Origin of the sequence: Cohaesibacter sp. CAU 1516 (assembly GCF_005771485.1) — a bacterium.
Lineage (GTDB): Bacteria > Pseudomonadota > Alphaproteobacteria > Rhizobiales > Cohaesibacteraceae > Cohaesibacter > Cohaesibacter intestini.
In genome coordinates this window covers 142,137-162,567 of sequence record NZ_VANT01000004.1, presented here as the reverse complement: position 1 = coordinate 162,567, position 20,431 = coordinate 142,137, and the positions used below count along the sequence as shown (strand labels likewise).

The window sequence follows — 20,431 nt, the reverse complement described above, 5'->3', positions numbered from 1 at the left end:
AGGCTTATCCCAGATCTGCCGAGATATAGCTTCTGTCATCAAATGACACCCTACCGGGTCCCAAGCCCTTGCATTGCAAGTTGATGCCGATGCAAAGCGGATCTTGCGTTAACATGGCGGCCAAATGCGCCTCACTGTCCCCAAGGGTGTCAAACAATGCCGGATAGCCATCGGACGTGATGACCAGCCGCCCCGACTGGGCCGGATAGCGTTCGATGAAAGGCGCTGGCACCGCAGTGCCAATAATGGCCCCAAAGGCCGCCTCATCGTCGTCACGGTTCAGATAGTTGGCCTCACAGGACAGCGGCGCTGCAATCAGTTGGTCATACGCCTCATGCGCCATGATTTCCGCCTCTGACAAGCCATCATATCGCATCGAACGGATCATCATTGCCCGGGTTTCAGCACACAATTCTTCTGTCCGCCAGAATTTTGCATTCGTTTCGCCCCGCAGGCGGAACTTGCAGTCGCCAACCCGCCAGATTTCGTGGTGATGGGCAGAGTAAAGGCAAAAGACAAAGCCTCCCGTTCGCCGCAGATCGTCAAATCGAGCCTCGATCTTGCGCGCTCGCACCAAGGCGGTGAAGGCCTCGACCAGAGCTTCGAGTGTGATGTCTTTTGGCACGGCTCCCATCATCGACACGGCGTCATCCATGATTGCCGTAATCACATCCGCCTCGCCATAGCCCGGGCCACGCGAGCCGTCGAGCACTCCAAAGTGATGTGCGGTCCGGATCAGCCGATCTTCGCTATAGCCATCCTCGGCCTTGCCAAGACTGAAGGCTTCCAGATGGGTGATTTGCATGGATATTGTCCTTGTTGCTCATCCCCAGAGGGGTTCGACGATGGTGGGGGCGAGGAAACCGTCATCGCCCAGACGGCCATTTTCCTCAAGCCAGTCGAGAAAAACAATGGCATGCTTGCTCGGTCGTGGCCGTTCTCTCGAAGGCCGGACCAGGAGCCCCTCGCGAAACAGGACAAAGCCTGCGGGGGCGATCAGCGATCCTTCTTTCAACTCCCGCTCAATGAGGAATTTCGGTGCCAGCGTCACCCCCATTGCCCGCTCTGCCGCTTCATAGGACAGGGCAGACAGATCATAAATGGTCTCATGCGACGACACGATGTCGATGCCACTCAGTTCCGACCATTTTCCCCAGGCTTGCTCAAAGCCGCGTCGGCTGATCCGGGTTTGAAATCTGAGGCTCCCCCCGTCATAGGCATGATCATAGACCGGTGAGAGAACCGGGCCGATATGCACATCGCCAAGCGAGATGGCGTTGGGATGCTCCGCAAGGGGGCTTGTCAACCGATCCCACGACAGCACCAGATCCACCCCGCCATCACCGTTGCTTGCATTTTCAACCGTGGTTAGTTTGATTTGCACCTCGATTTCCGGATGATCGATATTGAAGCGGGCGACCGTCGGCACAGCCCAAAGCCGCGCAAAGGTGGAACTGACCTTGATGGTGATCCGCTGCGCGCCATCATCACCGCAAAGCTTGTGATAGGCCTTGCGCATGTCCTCAAGACTGTCCGAAACCACTTGCGCAAAAGCCCGCCCATCCGGTGTGAGCTGGATGCCCGCGCCGCTTTTCTCGAACATGGTTACCCCGGCATGATCCTGCAATTGATGCAGTTGTTTGCTGATCGCGCTATGCGTCCGTCCGAGCATCGAAGCTGCCTTGGTGACGGATCCTGTGCGATAGACCGCATCAAAGGCGATCAGGGATGCGAGTGGTGGCAGATTGTCCATCAGATACTCCAACTGGATGTAACGGGTGTCATGTCACTTTTTCTCACATGATCCGTTCATATTATTCAATTTTTTTCCTTTCGAAAAGGCGTCATAGTAACGACCTAGAAAAGGAGTCCCCCCAAATATGGATACACGCCCGACGCGTCCATTCCGCCGCATCGACGATAAAGAACTGCGCCGCATGATGAAGGGCGCCCCTGTCCGCTATATCGGGCTCGGCACCCCGATGGCGCTCATTGCGCTCTGGTGGAACAGAATCAGGGAACGGCGGCAAATGGCCCGTGACCTGCGAACCTTCCCGCCCGAAGTGCTTGAGGATTTCAACATGACCCGAGAGTCAGCCCTCAAGCTTGTCAACAAGCCTTTCTGGCGCGCCTAACAAGGCGCGCCTTGTTTTTCTCCCTCCCACTCGTTCTTCCTTCTCCATTACTTGAAAATTGTTCTTGCTATGTTCCAAATCATTCGGCAAAGTCGAGAAGAACAAAAGTGAAACAAAACACGTAATGCGAATGCAAGCGACCGAGCAACCAGAGGTGCGGTGGCACCATCGTCATGAGGGAGAGAAGGGACATGGCAACCCGCCGTTCCAATGCACAATTGGATGTCACTGAAGATGCTGACCCGTTCGTCGGCTTTCAGGTCGATCCAGATCGCCACAATGGCCGTCGCGTCAAGGGGCGCGGCACGCGCTCCAATCGGGCAGGGCGGTTCGAGCCCTATCAGCGCGAGGCGGTTGATGATGGCTGGAATGTGGATTTTGACGAGGAGGAGCTGCCACCGCTGCGCACCAGTGTGCAGGAGGAAAAGTCGCGCACCATCATCACCCGCAACGACTCGCCCGACATATCCTTTGATCGCTCGATCAACCCCTATCGGGGCTGCGAGCATGGCTGCGTCTATTGTTTTGCCCGCCCGACCCACGCCTATATGGGCCTGTCCGCCGGGCTCGATTTTGAAACAAAATTATTCGCCAAACCCGAAGCGGCAACGCAGCTGCGCAAGGAATTGTCGGCACCCGGCTATCGCCCCAAGGCCATCGCTATCGGCACCAACACCGATCCTTATCAACCCATCGAGCGACGCTATCAATTGATGCCAGCCATTCTGGATGTGTTGATCGAAACGGGCCATCCGGTTGGCATCGTGACCAAGTCGAACCTGATCCTGCGGGATCTCGACCGCTTGAAAGCACTTAATGAACGCAATCTGGTCAAGGTCGCCTTATCGGTAACATCACTGGACAACACCTTGTCCCGCCGTCTGGAACCACGAGCAGCCAGCCCGCAAAAGCGTCTTGAAGCGATTGAGAAACTGTCCGAGGCGGGCATTCCGACCTGTGTCATGGTGGCGCCCATCATTCCGGCACTCAATGATGAGGAAGTGGAAGCCATTCTAGCCGCTGCCTATGATGCTGGCGCTCGTGAAGCGGGCACCATTCTTCTGCGCTTGCCAAATGAAGTGAATGCCCTGTTTCAGGAATGGCTGTTGAAGCATTACCCAGATCGCTATCGCCATGTGATGAATGTGCTGCGCTCAATGCGCGGCGGCAAGGACTATGACAGCCGTTCTGGTCATCGGATGCGTGGCAATGGTCCCTATGCAGATATCCTGCACAAGCGCATGGCAGTCGCGTGTCGCAATCTCGGCTATGCCACGCGCCGCACCCGTTTGGCGCTCAAGCATTTCAAGCCACCGGAATGCGAGGTTGCCCAATTGTCCCTTTTTTAGGAGCTATGACTTGATTCGATCAGGCAAGGGAGGTGCCAAAAGCCCGCAACAGCACCCGAAACGGCGCAAATATCAAAGTTTCCACCATTTCTTCCATGTTTTTTCATGTGAGGTAAGCATGTAGGTAACGGAAAAATCGGAGGTTTTTTACACTGACGTTTAAAATTCGTTGGATGGCCGTTGATTTTGATGAAACTCCAATTTTCCCAAATTGATTTTGGTTAACTATTTGTTTAAGCAAATGTCACAATTCGAAGCCTGAGTCTTTGGACTGGTATTCGAAAAGCATAGCAGGAACCCGCCGCATCGTTCCTGCTGCGCGATGACGATGGCCTTCCTGTCATCGCGCCTAACGCTGCCCTGTTCTGATCTCCGCCAATTTTGATCAGGCAGGGCAGCCTTTTCTTTCCCAATTGATTGGCTGTCTCCTGCCCCCCTCATGCCGAGATGCGCCCTGCATGGGTGTGAAATTGTCTGCACTCATGGGTGAAAGGCTGGCCAATCGGCGTAAATAGCCCACACCCGGCGCGAGAGCTCTTTTACATCTCAGCGCCACGGATTAGGTTAAGGATAGGTCAAATGCTTGATTCGTCGGGCATGTTGTTGATTGTCGTGATCCATAAAACCGGTCAAACATCAGGACAGTCGTCGCGTTCGGATGAGATCTGGTGGCTTGAAATGTTGCAGCCATCGGAAAATTAATCCGAGAATCCAAATGCATGGCAGTGTCATGCCGAACTGGAGCAGAGCAAATGCAAAGGCTTGGAGCCATATTCATCGCCGTTTGTATGGTTGCGATCTCCACCTCTGTTGGCGCGATGTTGTATTTCCGGTTTGGCCTTTCCATCCCGGAAGCCTCACCGGTTGCCTTCGGTATTCTGCTCACCCTTCTGCTCGTCCACTATCAGATCAGCCGCGTGCGCGATCGGATGATGATCGAAGAGCAGATGGATGACCTGACGCGCCTCAAGCTAACCCTGACCAAAGAGGTTCAGGATGTCCGCGAATTGGCCCACCGTCTGGAAAGCGATCTCGATGAACGGGTCAATCGAGACATCGAGCCGGTGCTGGCGGAGCTCGATATCATCGGCTCGCTGGTCAAGCAACTGGCGGAAAGTTGCGCCGAGTTGGATGAACGGGTGCAGGAAGGTGATAGCAAGGTCGAAGCAATCAATGCCACTGTCCAGTCCGCCAAACACTCGGTTCAGGAGCTGGAAAGCCTGCTGCGCTCATCCGTCCGTGCGATGCCGCAGCAATCCGAACGGGCGGCGTCTTTCTCCGAGGGGCCTGCATCTCATCCAAGACCGTCCCAGCCGAGTGCCCATGACATGGGGACAGCGCCTTACGGCTATCCCGAAGATCAAATGCCGGAACCGGAAGAAGAAGTAATCCGGCCTGAAGATGAGGCCGCCGTACGACGTGCACTGGCATTGGGGCAGATCGAGATGTTCATGCAGCCGATCGTCACGCTGCCCATGCGCAAGCCACAATATTATGAAGCGCTTGCCCGTCTGCGGTCGGAGGATGGCAGTCTGCTCACGCCAGACATCTTCCTGCCGGTCTGCCGCAAGAATGGCTTCCTGCCAATGCTCGACCGTCTTGCCATCAACGAAACCTTCCGCATGCAGCGGCGGCTGGCCGACCGGGGGCATATGGTCGATTGCTTTTGCAATCTGGCGCTGGCAAGTCTGGCGGATGGTGACTTCTTTGCCCAGTTGCGTGGCCTGTTCGAACAGAACAGAGATTTGGCCGAACATGTCATTCTGGAATTCTCCCTCGCTGACATGAACGCGTTTGGCGTTCTGGAAGACGAAACCCTGCAACTGCTGCGCTCGATGGGCTTCCGTTTCTCGGTCGATCAAATGACAACGCTGAATGCGGACTTTGATAAATTCGCCCGCAAAGGGGTGCGCTTTGCCAAAATCGCCGCGCCGATCCTCACCAGCCGCGATGTCGGCCACGGGCTCGACATCCATCCTGCCGATTTTTCCCGTGTTCTGGCCCGCAAGGGGATCGATTTGGTGGTTACCCATGTGGAAACCGAAAGCATGTTGGTCGGCCTGATCGACTTCAATGTCCAGCTGGCTCAAGGCAATCATTTCGCACCGGCCAAAGCGGTCAAGGGAGCTGGCAGTGGCGGGGATGGCGGGACATCCGACAATCGATCTCAAGCGGTCGGTGCGCGTGTCGGTGATAGTCCCCCTGTCCGGGTGCATGGTCAAAGGAACGATGCTCAAAGAGGCGAGGGTCCAAGGGGTGCGGGGCAAGTGAACGAGCGCCTGACGAATGGAGCCGTCGCTCAGCCTCAAGCGCTTCAGGCCCAACAGGCCCCCATGCCGACGCCGGACTCTGAAGCCAGTCAGCGTCGACTGGGTGACAATCCTCGTGTCGCTCAGGCCTTACGTGCCATGGCAAAGCGGGAGGGCGGTCAGAATTCCAGCACGCGCGACCATTTCCGCAATGTGCTGGCCGAAGCCGCTGGTTTGATGGATGACGGGCCCGCTCGCTCTGGTCAGTCGTTGCCCGGTGCAGCCAATGGCCAACGCGCCTCTGCAGCGCCCGATCGGCTGCCGGTCTCCGATGACTATGGCGTGAAGACCAGCACAGATCGTGGTCAGTTTCTGGATCTGGGCAATCAGCCTGCCCGCGACCAGCAGACCCGTGACTCACGCCCCGATGCAAGCGGTGGTGGCGCTGGTTTCGAACGTCTCATCCGTTAAAGAAACCGACCCCACTCATCCAAAAGCTGTAAGGGCCTGTGTATGGGCCTTGGCCTGCCCCGGTCCTTTCGCTCAGTGGCTGCAAAACAAGCTTATCCTGTGTTTTGACGCCCCTGCCTCTTGACCTAGCAAAAGGGAGAGGGGAGAAGTGTTCAGCAAGACGCTGTCATTGCCTGTCAAACTATTTTTGATCCGTCCTGTTTTCCAGTGTCCAAAGCCATGGGGTCTGTCATGTCGTCCCGTCTTAACGGTCTGTCCGAAATCGCACCGCGCTATAAAGGCATCCTGTCAGATATCTGGGGCGTCGTTCACAACGGGGTGACACCCTTTACAGGCGCGGTCGATGCACTGACGCGTTATCGTGAAAGTGGCGGCAAGGTCGTTCTCATTACCAACGCGCCACGCCCGTCGGCTCCTATCGCCGCCCAGCTCGAACAACTGGGTGTGGGGCGTGACAGTTACGACGACTTGGTGACCTCGGGGGATATTACCCGCAAAATGCTGGTGGATAGTGGCAAGACCAAGCTCTACCATCTGGGACCTGAACGCGATTTGCCACTCTATGAAGGCTTGGGCCTGTCGCTGGTCGCGCAAGAAGAAGCCGAAATGATTTGTTGCACCGGTCTGTTTGACGACACCAAGGAAACGCCGGATGATTATGATGATTTGCTCAAGAATCTTGCCAAGCGCCAGCTGCCGATGATTTGCGCCAATCCGGACCGGGTGGTTGATCGTGGTAACACACTGATCTATTGCGCCGGATCGCTGGCCGGTCGTTTTGAAGCCTATGGCGGGGAAACAATGCAGGCCGGGAAGCCGGAAGCCGCAATCTATGACGCCGCGCGGGCGGCACTGGACAAAGCAGCCGGGTCCGCAATCGACAAGGCTGACATTCTGGCCATCGGGGATTCGGTGCCAACCGACCTGCGCGGTGGACATTATCAGAAGATCGATGCCCTCTTTATCACCTCAGGGATCCACGCCCAGATGTTTGGTGATCCTGATGCACCTGATCATGAGCGGGTCCAGCATCGCCTCGACCATGAAGATGTCGAGACCGTCGGTTATATGCCCCGGTTGATCTGGTAATCGCACCTCACTCCGACCTTGCAATGCCAGCCGCCGGCAACTGCAACCTTGTGCATCCACACAAGGCTGCCTATCTGAGATGGGTCGGCTGGCTATCGCGGCCGTTCGCTTGTGCTCGGGCTTTCATCCTTCCGCATCTGGCCTACCCAGCAGTTCCTGCCTTGTTCCATAGAGGAAAGTGTCCATGTCCATCACCCTTCTAGAAGACCGCAAACTGGTGCGCATGACGGGCGCTGACACCGAGGCCCTGTTGCAGCGATTGATCACGACCAATCTCGACAAAATCACTGCGGGCGAAGCAGGCTATGGTGCCTTGCTGACACCGCAAGGGAAGATCCTGTTCGATTTTCTTGTCACGCGCCTGCCTGATGGCTTTCTGTTTGATCTTGACGGGCGCGTGGTCGAAGACTTCATCAAGAAAATGACCCTCTATCGTCTGCGCTCGGCCATTGCAATTGATCTTCTTGAGGATCGCGTTGGCTATAGCTTCGAGCCGCAACCCGATGGCATCCGGGATCCACGATCAGAGGCCCTTGGCTGGCGCCTTTATGGCCCGGCAGACGGTTGGCAGCCAGACGGAGGGCACGAGGACCTCAAGGCCCGTTTTGTCGCGGAAGCAATCCCGCAGGCCGGTGTCGATTTCGAGTTTGGCGATGCTTTCCCGCATGATGTCAATTTGGACTGTCTCGGCGGTCTTGACTTCGCAAAGGGATGCTATGTAGGTCAGGAAGTTGTCTCCCGCATGCAGCATCGCGGCACTGCGCGCAAGCGGCTGCTGCATGTTGAGGGGGCAGAAGCGCTGCCTGCGGCAGCTTCCCCAGCCGAGGTCTCGATAACAGCGGGTGGCAAGACTGTCGGTACACTTGGGCAGGTATCGGGCAACAAAGGTCTGGCGCTGGTTCGCCTTGATCGGATTGCCGATGCCTTAGAGGAAGGTCAAGTAATTGAAGTAATGGGCATTGGTTTGAAATTCTCCGTTCCAAGCTACGCAAATTTCTCTATATAAAGCAGCGATTATTGTAGTTTAAAACCCTGTCTATTCTGGATGGTTATGTTTTTATAACTTGCAGTCATGTTGTGTTCCACTTGGCAGAATGCAGTATTTTTATGATTAACCAAGCATAAAACGACCGCAATTTTTAGCTTTTGTTAAGACTGTTTCGGGCAAACTGACCCTATTGGGGAACGACTTTGGGGGTCAGATTATGCCATCGGATATCTTGGCATTGGAGTTGCTCGTCGCAGATATCGCGGCATATGCCAAACATCAAATTGACAACGGAACCTTGTGCGGGCCGCGTTTTGCCGCCTATGTCAAACTGGCATGGTTTGGTCAATCGGGCAGCCCTTGCTATTCCGACTGCAAGAATTTGCTCGACGCCCTGCAGATCCTGCGCGATCTCGACAATGACAGCGAAGTCGATACCTTCTATATCGCCATGACAGCCGCCTTGATGGAATGCTATCCGGAGCCGGATCAGGTGTTGTCTGACTTTGACGCAATCCGTCGCATGTCTGCAGAATTGAGACATGTCGCCTGACGAGAAATCTTCCTCAGATTCCAATAGGACAAAGCGCGCCTCGAAGCCCGAAGCGCGCTCTTTTTTTGCCAGTGAGCGGATAAGCGCAAGCACTAAGCTTCAGGTTTGGTCTGCAACTTGGAGCGTTTGAGATGCTCGTCAAGGCGCGGCATCATCTCGACAAAATTGCACGGCATGTGACGATAATCGAGTTGATAGGCGAAAATGCCGTCCCAAGCATCCTTGCAGGCCCCCGATGATCCGGGAATGCAGAAAATATAGGTCGCACCGGCAACCCCGCCCGTGGCGCGGGACTGGATGGTCGATGTACCAATCTTCTCAAAGGAAATCTTGTGAAGCAGCCAGGAGAAGCCGTCCATTTGCTTCTCAAACAGAGGGATCATGGCTTCTGGCGTGACATCGCGGCCAGTGAAGCCCGTGCCACCCGTTGAAATGATCACATCAATGCCTTTGTCTGCAATCCAGGCCTTGGTCTGTGCCTGAATGGCGTCGACATCATCCTTGACGATTGCCCGGTCTGCCAAAGCATGTCCGGCCGCCTGCAGGCGATCCACCAGCACCTGACCGGATTTATCATCCGCCAGACTTCTGGTGTCGGACACGGTCAGGATGGCGATATTCATTGGAATGAAGGAACGGGGGCCGGATGTATGGGCCATGCTACTCTCTCTTGATTGGCACAAAGGCGAGACTTGTCATGAAGACAGCATAATGCAGATCTTGTGACAAATCCCCTTGTCTTTCGTCAAGAGAAGCCAAGCGTATGAAAGGGCCACCTTACCGCCCGATATAGCGATCCCGGCGGTGATTGATGGCAATGATGGCATTGAGGATAATCGAGCCGAACAAAGACCAGCCAATCACATGGAGTGGAAGCAGGAACAGGGCTGTGCCGAAAATGCCCACATCAAACAATTGCTGGACATAACCGGCCCGAAAACCGGTTGCCTCCTGCACGGTCAACGCCAATGCCCCAGCGCCACCAAGGCTGCCTTCATGACGGATGATGGCCAACAGCCCCGTGCCCGTCAGCGCTCCAAAGGCGAGTGTACCAATGAAGGGATTGAGCGTTTCAAAGGTCATCAGCGGTGGTAAAATCTGCATCAAGACCGACAAGGCTGCGACACAAAGGGCGGATTTGACCGTAAAGCGCCAGCCAAGGCGCTGATAGGTGAACCAGTAGAATGGCAGATTGACCAGAAAGAAGACAATCCCGAGATCATACCCGGTGACATAGGAGATCAGCAGGGCCAGACCTGCGGTTTGTCCGGTGATAAAACCAAGCTGGGTAAGAAAGACCAGACCGACGGCGGCAATCAGCACGCCGAAAGAAAGACCCTGAACATCTTCAAGCAAAGAGTGCTTTTCCAGCGTGACCAGAGGTTCGGTGTTGGTGACTGCGCTCATTTCATCTCGCATTTACTTCAAAAAGGTGGGTATGGTCCGATAAATTGCAAAATAGAGGTATATTTGTCCTTCTATCATCGTGCCAGAGGGAAAATGTTATATCCAGATTAGACTTTGTGCAGTGAGGTGAAATTTCAGGCAAATTGCGCCTGCATCGGCATGCCTGAGCGCGACAGCCAAGTTTGACAAGGCCAAGGCGCTTGAAACGAGATCCGCCTCCGCACGCCAGGCTCGTCATGAACCCGGCCTGCTGGTGCGCCGAAAGGGGCGAACCCATTGTGGGGACGAACAGGTTGGCCCCGGCGCAGCGACGCAAGGTGCGGAGGCGGATCCGAGACCTGCGCGCAAAGGATTGATCGCGCATGGCCCCTTCACGCAATAGCGAACAGGATGTCTTGGTTCCGCTTGCCTTATACGCGACACAAACCAAAAGAGATCAGGGGCCTGGCATGCGCAAAAGCGGCGCATTATCGCTGTCGAGGGAGGTGCGCCAATCGGTGCGGATTCATGTCGCGGTGCGGGATTGTTCTTTGAACTGTTTGCGCGATTGCGTCCATCTGTTGCAAGCATGACTGAACAGGACCAAAAACCCGCTTTTCTTCTGCTGCCGATTGCATTAGGGTCCGCCCCAAAGCCGGGCCTTTGCCCGAAACAATCTGATGCAACCATGATGCAATAAGAGACTGACAGGAAGATGACCGACATTCTAGCCCCCCATATGCAGCCGGAACGCTCGTTTCAGGGCATGATCCTTGCGCTGCAGAAATATTGGGCCGATTACGGCTGCGCAATTCTCCAGCCCTATGACATGGAAGTCGGTGCCGGTACCTTTCACCCTGCCACCACTCTGCGTGCCCTTGGGCCGCGTCCATGGCAGGTTGCCTATGTTCAGCCATCGCGCCGCCCAACCGATGGTCGCTATGGTGAAAACCCGAACCGTCTGCAGCATTATTACCAGTTTCAGGTGTTGCTGAAGCCAAGCCCGAAAGACCTTCAGGATCTTTATCTTGGCTCGCTGAAAGCCATTGGCATCGACAGTGCCCTGCATGACATCCGCTTTGTCGAGGATGACTGGGAAAGCCCGACCCTCGGCGCTTGGGGCCTTGGTTGGGAATGCTGGTGCGATGGCATGGAAGTCAGCCAGTTCACTTATTTCCAGCAGGTCTGCGGCATCGAATGCGCCCCGGTTGCCGGTGAGCTGACGTATGGTCTCGAACGCATCGCCATGTATGTGCAGGGCGTCGATAACGTCTATGACCTAAACTATAATGGCCGCGAAGGCGATGAGAAGATTTCGTATGGCGATGTTTTCCTGCAGGCCGAGCAGGAATATTCCCGCCACAATTTCGAATATGCCAATACGGAGAAACTCTTCCGTCATTTCAAGGACGCGGAAGAAGAATGCAAAGCCATTCTCTCACAGGGGGCAAATGGCAATCTGCATCTCTGCGTGTTGCCTGCCTATGACCAGTGCATCAAGGCATCGCACCTCTTCAACCTGCTTGATGCCCGTGGCGTGATTTCGGTTACCGAACGCCAGAGCTATATTCTGCGCGTCCGTGAGTTGGCCAAGGCCTGCGGCGAAGCCTTCCTGCTGACCGAAGCGGGCGGCGTTGGTTACGAGCCTCGGTAACAAGACTAAGAGCGATTTGAGGCCGTATCTACCTGTTGGTCAATGCAGCTTGGTCGCATTCCACCGGCCCACAAACGACAAAAACCGCCCTGCTGGGCGGTTTTTTTATGAACGGCATCCTGCCTAGCACTCAGATGTGTGCACATGGTCACAATGTGATCATGATCGCGTTTTGTCAGGAATTGCCTTTTCCGTTGTTTGAGCTGGAATTATTGCTCGAATTGTTGCTGCTGTTTGAGTTGGAATTATTGCTCGAATTGTTGCTGCTGTTTGAGTTGGAATTGTTACTCGAATTGTTGCTGCTGTTTGAGCTGGAATTATTGCTCGAGTTGTTGCTGCTGTTGGAGTTGGAATTGTTGCTCGAATTGTTGCTGCTGTTTGAGCTGGAATTGTTACTCGAGTTGTTGCTGCTGTTTGAGCTGGAATTGTTGCTCGAATTGTTGCTGCTGTTTGAACTGGAATTATTGCTCGAATTGCTGCTGTTGTTGGAGCTGGCATTGCTGCTCGCGTTGCTCTTGCTGTTGGAATTGGCATTGCTGCTCGCGTTGCTCTTGCTGTTGGAATTGGCATTGCTGTTGGAGTTCGCGCTTGCTGTTGCGGAGGCGGCCGCCGATTCTGCTTTTGCGGCTTTGGCTGCAGCAGACTTTTTCTGTGTGAGGCTCAATCGTGGATTTTGTTGTACGGCAAGCGCCCATTGTTTGACGCGCTCGGCATAAGTCCGTTTTGCTGCAGCACGTTTTTGTGCTGCTGTCATCTTGCCGGTGCGCAGATTGCGAGAGACTTTGTCTTTCCCAACAGTCTGCTTGCTGGCTTTGGCGGTTTTCAGGCTGCCCGGCTCAAGGGTTTTCTCGACACCGCTAACTTTTCTGGTCGCACGGAAGTTGGCTTTGGATTTACGCTGCTTGGTTTTCCGAAGATTCAATGCTCTTGTGGCCGCAGGCGTGGCGGCCTTCAAGGTCAGCCCTGTGCTTGTTCCATTCACCGCACGTACGCTCGCTTGCTGCCCACGGGTGATGTCTGCACTTTCTCCGCTCTGGTGGTCTGACACGCCAACCGTGCCTTCAGAGACCGACACACGGGCACCACGCCCATTGACATTCACAGCAAAGGTCGTGCCTTTGACAACAGCAACAAGGAATGGAGTGCGGACCGAGAAGTGTCTGACATCCCTCTTATTGACCGTCAGGTCCAGTCGACCACTTTGATGCAGGATCGTCGTCTTGCCCGTTTCATTATACCGCGCGGGCGGGATCGCCATGATTGCGCGTGGCCCGACCTGAATCCGTTCCTTGCCCCTTTTGAGCATGATCCGGGTTTTTGTATGCGTTGAAAGCGTTTGACCGGGGCGCAACATCATGCCGCGTTTCACCCTCTGCGCATTTTCATGCTTGGCGGCGATATAGGCTGAGCCAGTCACCTTCGTAACCATCCAGCTATGCTCGTCTTGTGACATGGCTGTCTGAGGTGCCAAGAATGCAAAAAGAACGGCAATGCACAAAATGAGAGAGCGCATGATAAAGGATCCTCGATAAAAAACAGTCGCGCGATCAATATAGGGTGATGCGCTGAATGAACCCTTAAATGTTTGAATTTTCGAACCAAAGGGCTAGAAAGTCTTAATATTCAATTAATTGAATTTATTGAAATGTTGTGACCTTGGCCATGGTCTTGCAAATTGCAACAATGCAAGCTTTTGTTAACCATACTTGCTTACTACTGGTTAAGACATGATGCCCCGAATCCGAATGGAGCGGGGCCTGTCTTGGACAGGTGCAAAGCGAGACGAATGTTGTGACGGTGCGGCGCAAAAATTGGAAGAGGGTGGCTTCAAAAGCCGCATGTCTGGGCGCAGCCATTCTGGTGTCCGCCTGCGCAACCAAGCCCGATCGTCCCCAAGCGCCGCTCACCCAGCCGAATGAATCCTACATTCAAGTGACGAAGCAAAAGTCGACCTGGTGCTACACGCGGGTGATCGAGGGACTGCCGAAAGATGAAATTTGCCAGAAGGGGGATTTCATCCGTTACAGCCCGGACCCGCATCCAATGACTGTCTACCGACCAATCCCTAATTATGTGCTGGCCCTGTTCGGAACCATGTCTGCCATGGAATCTGGGACGGCAAGATCATCCTACCAATCTGAATCGGCGGAAGCCGAAGCCATGCGCAATTGGGCCATCGCACTTCAGAATTGAGATCCGAACGCGCGTTAACCCTTTGGCTTGTCTGGCACATCCTCGCCCGGCTTGTCGGAAGGGGGCGTTGTGAAGGTGACATCGACGCCGTTCAGGCGATAATCCCCCTCATCAAGAGGAATGTCGAAGAAGAGTTCGTTGTTGATCAGGATTTCCACCCCGTGCGGTCCGGCGCGATAAGAATAGAGATCCTTGTCACATTGGACTTGCTGCGGATAGGGGGGCTCACCTGTGGCATAGTCAAGTGCCTTGCAAGTTCCGATTTGCAGCTCAAAGCTCTTGCCTGACACAGGGTGCAGAATATAGGCCGCCAGGCTGTGATCCCTCAACATTGCCGTGCCGGGGGATATGTCATTGGCGTCAAGCCGTTTCAATAGGTCACTTCCCGAAAGCAAGTCTCCATCGGACAGATCCGGGATGTCCTTGTCTTGAGGGTCCAGCTCACCGTCTTCATCGCTTCCCAAGGTTGTTGTGAAAGCGAATTTCAGATCGCGCTCGTCCGGTTCGTCCTGACCTTCTTGGGCTTGCTGTTGGGCAAGGGCCTGAGGGGAAGGAAACATCACCAAGGCAGCGAACAACAGCGTAGCCGCACCAACCCAGCGGGTCTTGACGGGGGAGCGCTCGGTTGAGGAACTCACACGCTGTGGGGTGTTCATCCGATTGGCGAACAGGGCCGGGATGTGCTTGCAATGAAGCTTGGCAGTCATGGAATGAAAATGGGAAATAAGCATAAACAAATCTCTCCACCCAGTGATTGATGCGGCTACCGGAACAGGCAGCATGGACGAGAGCATATGCCCCGGGCACCAGACTGGCGCCCGGGGCCGTCAATGGATTAACGGCAGCTGGTCGGGATCAGCGTGTAATGCTGATCTTCAAGCACGCGAACAGTGCGGATATAGACCGGGTCATTATACTTGTTGGTCACGATGGAACCACCCCGGCGCATGTTGCCTGACCAGGAACGGCTGGCACCACGAACAAAAATGCCCTTTGTGTCATATTCGATAAGCTGCGGAATTTTTTCCACTTTGTAGCATTTGTCACGGTTGACGTGCCGATCGGCCGTGAAAGTGCGAGCTTCAGCGTCGGACGAAAAGCCAACGGCGGTTGCGACAGTAGCTGCTGCCAGAACGGCAGCCAAAGCGAGGTTGGTAGTGTGAATGGTCATATCGGTTCTCCCAAAAAAAAATTTGTGCCCTTATAATTTTCGTTGGGCCGCAAGATGATAAAAGCTAATAATCGAGACGTTGTCAAAGAAAAATAATTAATATTATATTAAGAGATAGACGTGTTTTCTGTAATTTAGACAAATATAGACTAAATCATGGGAATATTATCACATTTACATGTTTGAGATAAATTTAAACTATAAATCCAAAGGTTTTTATTGAATTTTGAAATTATTATAAATTTCAATACGTTAAGGACGAAGTTTTTGGAAATATGGAGGCAAATCAGGGGTTTTCAAAAAAGTTTCAACAACCAAAATTGCACAGAATGAACCCAGTTAGGTTGACACCTGAAAAGTCCCGGTTTGTCTGAAAATCAAGGTGTCGGTGACGGCAATTTGCAGAGAATTTTGCATGAATTGCGGAAATTTTATACACAACTTTTAATTTGCATTTGTACAACTTAGGATTGGATCTTCGCCCTGCAAGGAGGCGAGCCAACAGAGTTGGCGATCTATGCTAGTGGATTTTGTCCGCCTTGCTGCCCCCGGCATTTGTCCCATTTGCCTTCATTTTGGACTTCATCGCCTCCAACTGCGCACGGAACTTTTCGCACGGGTCAATTTCATCCAAACGCGGGGTGAACCAGACATGATCATACAGGGCAGGGTCAAAGGAGGGGTAGCTTGAGGCATCGGTCTCACCTCTGACCACTTCGATCAGGGCAACGGAGACGACTTTGTCTGCATCGTCAAGGAACATTGCGACGCCGCGATCCTTGCGGGTGTGCCCATTGCCGGCAATCAGGATGGCAACATCGCCTGCCTCTCGCCCCTGACGCAGGGCACGGGCCATGAAAGCATCCTTGAGCTTTTGCATGGTCACCAGCGGCTGCATGGCATCCCTACCCATCATGCCGCAATGGGCATCGACCAACTCATCGAGCAGATCATCCCGTTGAGGCTGAGCATAATCGCGCTCCCACCTCAGTTCTTTGAGCAAGGCGGTGTCCAGTTCCTCTCCCTTGCCCGCATCCATAAGGGTCGCCCGATCCGGGTTGCCTGCCTTCAGTGCCATACCCGCCTTTAGGGCCTCGGCAAAAATTGGTTGATAGAGGGTCCAGGCGGGCCAGCCTCTTTTCTCCCACTCGATTGCGTCACCCAATTGATCAAGATGGTCGGGCGAAGTCGTGTCGAGAGCCGACTGATGGCGCTGTTCGGCCATTTCCGCAACAAGTTGCCCCTTCGCGCCGGTCTCTCGCAGATGACGCACCAGCATGGTCTGCCTTTGGTGATGCAGCGGATTGTCATGCTTCTCGCCTATCATCACATAATCCTTGGCCTCGATGGCTTCGAACAGGGCTTGTTTGTCGATCTGCTTGCCTGTGGCAACTGACCAGATCGTGTCGGCAAGTGGATGATCTTCCAGCAACATGGCAGGTTCTCCGGTCGTGGCGGTAAGAGTGGACAATGCCAGTGACAAAATAACTAGACAGGCCGTGCTGGCTCTCTGGAAAAGGCGACGCGACCTGAAGTGTGACCTGAAAAGTGGACGGTGACTCTGTTTGGTTTGCTGGATCATGCTCTCTCTCCCCGACGGTGCTTCCCACAAGCTTTGCCTTCCTTGCCGATGTTGCTTTTTATGATACGAAGGCAACCGCATTTCCGATCTATGCCATAGAAAAGCGGCGAAAGGAAAGGCGCTCGGACAACCGCTGCAGGGTTTTGAGAGTGTCGGTCAACTGTCACTTGCACTTTGCTCCGTGTCCGTTAATCTCCTTGGCACGATTGACCCAATGGGTCATGCAATAAAGGGGAGAAAAGAAATGTCCATCAGTTGGGTCTTGCTAGGCGTGCTTGTGCTCGTGGGCTTCTATGCGGTTTCAATCTACAACAAGCTGGTGAAAAACCGCCAGATGGCTGATGAGGGTTGGTCCGGGATCGATGTCCAGTTGAAACGGCGGGCCAATCTCATTCCAAATCTGGTCGAGACCGTAAAGGGCTATATGGGGCATGAGCGTGAGACTTTGGAAAAGGTCACCGAAATGCGTGCCCGTGCTGCAGGTGCGGCATCCGGTGGGGCCGCCGAGCGTTCACAGGCAGAAGGGGATCTCTCCAAGGCGTTGGTCAATCTGATGGCAGTCGCTGAGAATTATCCTGACCTCAAAGCCAATGAAGGCTTTCAGAATTTGCAGAAGGAACTGGCGAGCGTTGAAGATGAAATCCAGCTCGCGCGCCGCTATTTCAATGGTACCGTTCGCAATCTCAATGTGCTGGTGGAGTCTTTCCCTTCCAATCTGATTGCCAAATTTTTCCAATTCTACAAGCGTGACTATTTTGAACTGGAAAATGAGGCCGACCGGGCAACACCACAGGTCCAGTTCTGACACACAACAAAGGGGCAAGGATCCGCATTGCGGCCCTTGCGCCTGTCATTTTGCTTTGCCGGACGAGACGGGCGAGCCAATGTGAATTTTTGACAGGTCCGCATTGGCTCAATGCGGGTCAATAATCCTTTGCAGGGAGAGGGGCTTGGTCCCTATCTTGCCATGTTTCCAACAACAGCTCGCGCGATGCGTTCCTTTTTGCCACTGATCGCTCTGGTCCTTGCGTTTCTTGTGGCCCCATTGGATGCTCATGCCCAACGGGGTGAGCGGATCACCGACTACAAGGTATCCCTGTCGGTCAATCAGGACCGCACGGTCGATATTGTCGAAACCATCACCATCAATGTCGAAGGCAACGTCTTCAAGCGCGGTCTGTTGCGGGACATTCCGGTGCGCTATCGCGGCAAGCTGGGCGAAACGGTCTATATCGATCTCGATGTGAAGGGCATTCAGCGTGACGGTCGCCGCGAACCCTATCACTTGTCCCATGAAGGCCGCTATGTGCGCCTGAGGATCGGTAGCGCCGATGTCTTTTTGCAACATGGCCTGCACACCTATGAGATCCGTTACAGCGTATCGGATTCCATTGGCTTTTTCGACAATTATGACGAGATCTACTGGAACGCCATCGGCACCGAATGGCCCTTTGGTATTGATCAGGCCCAAGTCTCGGTCCAGCTGCCAGATGGGGCCAAAATCCAGCAACAGGCCTTCTATACCGGTGGTCAAGGGGCGCAATCCGATCACTATGAAGTCGTCAATCGTTCAGACCGCCAGGTCACGGTCCGCTCCACCCGTCCCTTTGCGGCCCGTGAGGGCATGACGATTGCTGTCGCTTGGCAAAAGGGCATTGTGCCCGCTCCCACCGAGACCGAAAAGATGGTCGAAACGGCGTATGACAACAGCCCATTGGCGATCCTTTTGGTGGCGTTGGTCACCCAGTTGCGCTGGCTCTACTATGCTTGGAAGAAGGTCGGGCGCGATCCGCAAGGCGGCGCGATCATTCCGCTCTACCACCCACCCAAGGGCATTTCTCCGGCCATTGCGTCTTATGTGTCAGGCCTTGGGTCCTTTGCCAAAAGTCAGCAGGCCAGTTTCATGGCGGCCCTGGTGGATCTCGCCATCAAGGGCTATCTGACCATCGACAGCACCAGTGATGACGTGGCCGTTGAAAAGACCGGCAAGGGCGATCCCAGCCGCTTGCCCGCCGGGCAGAAGGCGCTGTTTGCCAAACTGTTTGAATCCAAGACGCGCCGGACCTTTGCCAATTTGTCCTATAAGACCATGGCAGGCATCATGTCTGCCTTCATCAGTGCCGTCGATGCGGAAACCGATCAGGTCTATTTCCGTCGCAATAGCGGCTACATGGTGCCGGGTTTCATCATCGCCATTCTCGGACTGGTGGGCTATTGCGTGGCGTCCGTTCTCTGGGCGCCGCCCTTCAATTTTCCGCTGCTCGAACTGGTTGCCGCTGGCTGCACCACCGGTGTGCTGGCAATTGTCATTGGCATCACCAAAGTTCTCAAGGGCAAGAAGAAAGTCAGCTCACTCTTCCAGCTTCCCTTCTTTGTCATCATCTTCTTTGGCACCATTTTTACCGTGGTGACGGGCGATGAAACCGTCAACATGATCAATATTGACTGGCTGCCCGTGCCGTTCATCGTGGCGATGATCATTGCACTCTATCTGTTCAACGACTGGATGAAGGCCCCCACCAAGCAGGGCCGTGAAGTGCTCGACGAAGTGGAAGGTCTGCGGCTCTTCATGACCGTGACTGTCGCCGAACAGGCGGAGCATGCCGACATGCCAGACCTCACACCCCAGCTTTACGAGGACCTGCTGCCCTATGCGATTGGGCTTGGGGTTGAGAAAAGCTGGTCCAAGGCGTTTGAAGACAAGGTCTTCTCGCAACTGCCACCGGACAAGACCTATCGTCCGCGCTGGCATAGCGGTCGCTTCGATACCGCTCGACCAACCGCGGCACTGGCAGCCATGACCACAACCCTTGGCACCAATCTCGCCAGCGCCATGACCCCGCCTGCTTCCTCGTCATCTGGCTCCAGTGGTGGTGGCTTTTCCGGCGGTGGCGGTGGCGGCGGTGGTGGCGGCGGTTGGTGAGGGCCTTACAGCTTGTCATTCTCCAGCGGAGTCAACCGATCGGCAATCGGCTTGAAGGATCGGCGATGGTGCTGGCAAACGCCAAGCCGATCCAGTCCTTCCATATGCGCCTTGGTGCCGTAGCCCATATGGCTCTCAAAGCCATAGCCGGGAAATTGTCTGCCAATCCGCATCATCATCCGGTCGCGGGCCACCTTGGCAACAATCGAGGCGGCCGCAATCGACAACGACCGTCCATCGCCCTTGATCACCGCTTCGCCGGGGCAGGGTGCACCGGGGGCAACGTCCCGTCCATCAAACAAAGCATAGGCAGGCGACAGGCTCAGACCATTGAGCGCCCGAACCATCGCCCACAAGGTCGCTCCGCGAATGTTCAGCGCATCAATCTGGCCCGGCGACGCCGAGGCAATTGACACATGGGCACTAAGGCAGATCTGGTCAAACAGGACGGCGCGTTTCTTCTCGCTGAGTTTCTTGGAATCATTGAGTCCCTTCGGGATGGCATTGGGATCAAGGATCACGGCAGCGGTCACCACTGGCCCTGCCAACGGGCCGCGCCCTACTTCATCCACGCCGGCGACGGGGCCGCCCGAGCGTTTCATTGCTGCCTGCTCAAGGCTGAAATTCGGCCCGTCTGCCAGTAGATCGAACAAGGCACCTTGCGATGGTTTGCGGGCTTTCTTCATGA

General features: G+C 54.7%; 19 protein-coding genes. 11 read left to right on the top strand and 8 right to left on the bottom strand.

All coding sequences use genetic code 11. The annotated features are described in order from the left end of the window. Positions 1-4 precede the first annotated feature (4 nt). A complete protein-coding gene (locus FDK21_RS12340) occupies positions 5-805 on the bottom strand; it encodes a hypothetical protein (protein WP_138148737.1) in 801 nt (266 codons plus the stop codon). An 18-nt stretch (positions 806-823) separates the two neighbouring features. Further along, positions 824-1,753, bottom strand: coding sequence for a LysR family transcriptional regulator (locus FDK21_RS12335; RefSeq protein WP_138148736.1), 930 nt, complete (start codon positions 1,751-1,753; stop codon positions 824-826). 127 nt (positions 1,754-1,880) lie between these two features. Here FDK21_RS12335 and FDK21_RS12330 point away from each other — a divergent pair, with 127 nt between their 5' ends. From FDK21_RS12330 to FDK21_RS12305, 6 genes are all read left to right on the top strand, one after another. After that, positions 1,881-2,135 (top strand): hypothetical protein, encoded by a 255-nt coding sequence (locus FDK21_RS12330; protein ID WP_138148735.1) that lies wholly within the window; start codon positions 1,881-1,883, stop codon positions 2,133-2,135. Between the two features lie 173 nt (positions 2,136-2,308). Next, complete coding sequence (locus FDK21_RS12325; protein ID WP_138148734.1) at positions 2,309-3,484, top strand: PA0069 family radical SAM protein; 1,176 nt, start codon at positions 2,309-2,311, stop codon at positions 3,482-3,484. A 752-nt stretch (positions 3,485-4,236) separates the two neighbouring features. Further along, positions 4,237-6,204, top strand: a complete 1,968-nt coding sequence (locus FDK21_RS12320) for an EAL domain-containing protein (protein WP_171022064.1) — start codon at positions 4,237-4,239, stop codon at positions 6,202-6,204. A gap of 231 nt (positions 6,205-6,435) precedes the next feature. Next, positions 6,436-7,293, top strand: a complete 858-nt coding sequence (locus tag FDK21_RS12315) for a TIGR01459 family HAD-type hydrolase (protein ID WP_171022063.1) — start codon at positions 6,436-6,438, stop codon at positions 7,291-7,293. 184 nt (positions 7,294-7,477) lie between these two features. Then, entirely contained in the window at positions 7,478-8,299 is an 822-nt protein-coding gene (locus FDK21_RS12310; RefSeq protein WP_138148731.1) for a folate-binding protein YgfZ, read from the top strand. A gap of 199 nt (positions 8,300-8,498) precedes the next feature. After that, positions 8,499-8,834 carry a hypothetical protein gene (locus FDK21_RS12305; protein ID WP_114009894.1) on the top strand — a complete coding sequence of 112 codons (336 nt, stop codon included), beginning with the start codon at positions 8,499-8,501 and terminating at the stop codon, positions 8,832-8,834. 92 nt (positions 8,835-8,926) lie between these two features. On the opposite strand, the gene moaB is transcribed toward FDK21_RS12305, so the two are convergent. Further along, positions 8,927-9,493, bottom strand: a complete 567-nt coding sequence (gene moaB / locus FDK21_RS12300) for a molybdenum cofactor biosynthesis protein B (RefSeq protein WP_138148730.1) — start codon at positions 9,491-9,493, stop codon at positions 8,927-8,929. 118 nt (positions 9,494-9,611) lie between these two features. Next, positions 9,612-10,241: a YitT family protein gene (locus tag FDK21_RS12295; RefSeq protein WP_114010412.1), complete on the bottom strand. Its 630-nt coding sequence runs from the start codon at positions 10,239-10,241 to the stop codon at positions 9,612-9,614. Positions 10,242-10,935: 694 nt separating this feature from the next. On the opposite strand from FDK21_RS12295, the gene FDK21_RS12290 reads away from it, so the two are divergent. From FDK21_RS12290 to FDK21_RS12275, 3 genes are all read left to right on the top strand, one after another. Next, a complete protein-coding gene (locus tag FDK21_RS12290; protein ID WP_114009897.1) occupies positions 10,936-11,874 on the top strand; it encodes a glycine--tRNA ligase subunit alpha in 939 nt (312 codons plus the stop codon). Positions 11,875-12,035: 161 nt separating this feature from the next. Then, complete coding sequence (locus FDK21_RS20940; RefSeq protein ID WP_246657566.1) at positions 12,036-12,590, top strand: hypothetical protein; 555 nt, start codon at positions 12,036-12,038, stop codon at positions 12,588-12,590. 1,105 nt (positions 12,591-13,695) lie between these two features. Continuing rightward, on the top strand, positions 13,696-14,067 hold the full coding sequence (locus FDK21_RS12275) for a hypothetical protein (RefSeq protein WP_138148729.1): 372 nt from the start codon (positions 13,696-13,698) through the stop codon (positions 14,065-14,067). Between the two features lie 14 nt (positions 14,068-14,081). On the opposite strand, the gene FDK21_RS12270 is transcribed toward FDK21_RS12275, so the two are convergent. From FDK21_RS12270 to FDK21_RS12260, 3 genes are all read right to left on the bottom strand, one after another. Continuing rightward, on the bottom strand, positions 14,082-14,798 hold the full coding sequence (locus FDK21_RS12270; protein ID WP_138148728.1) for a hypothetical protein: 717 nt from the start codon (positions 14,796-14,798) through the stop codon (positions 14,082-14,084). Between the two features lie 104 nt (positions 14,799-14,902). Further along, positions 14,903-15,238 (bottom strand): hypothetical protein, encoded by a 336-nt coding sequence (locus FDK21_RS12265; protein ID WP_138148727.1) that lies wholly within the window; start codon positions 15,236-15,238, stop codon positions 14,903-14,905. 520 nt (positions 15,239-15,758) lie between these two features. Continuing rightward, positions 15,759-16,673 (bottom strand): ChaN family lipoprotein, encoded by a 915-nt coding sequence (locus FDK21_RS12260; protein ID WP_171022062.1) that lies wholly within the window; start codon positions 16,671-16,673, stop codon positions 15,759-15,761. A 391-nt stretch (positions 16,674-17,064) separates the two neighbouring features. Between FDK21_RS12260 and FDK21_RS12255 the strand changes: the two genes are divergently transcribed. After that, positions 17,065-17,625, top strand: coding sequence for a LemA family protein (locus FDK21_RS12255; RefSeq protein WP_114009903.1), 561 nt, complete (start codon positions 17,065-17,067; stop codon positions 17,623-17,625). A 186-nt stretch (positions 17,626-17,811) separates the two neighbouring features. Further along, a complete protein-coding gene (locus FDK21_RS12250) occupies positions 17,812-19,743 on the top strand; it encodes a DUF2207 domain-containing protein (RefSeq protein WP_171022061.1) in 1,932 nt (643 codons plus the stop codon). A gap of 5 nt (positions 19,744-19,748) precedes the next feature. Here the strand turns inward: FDK21_RS12250 and FDK21_RS12245 are convergent, their stop codons facing one another. Beyond that, complete coding sequence (locus FDK21_RS12245) at positions 19,749-20,429, bottom strand: ribonuclease HII (protein WP_138148724.1); 681 nt, start codon at positions 20,427-20,429, stop codon at positions 19,749-19,751. Positions 20,430-20,431 lie beyond the last annotated feature (2 nt).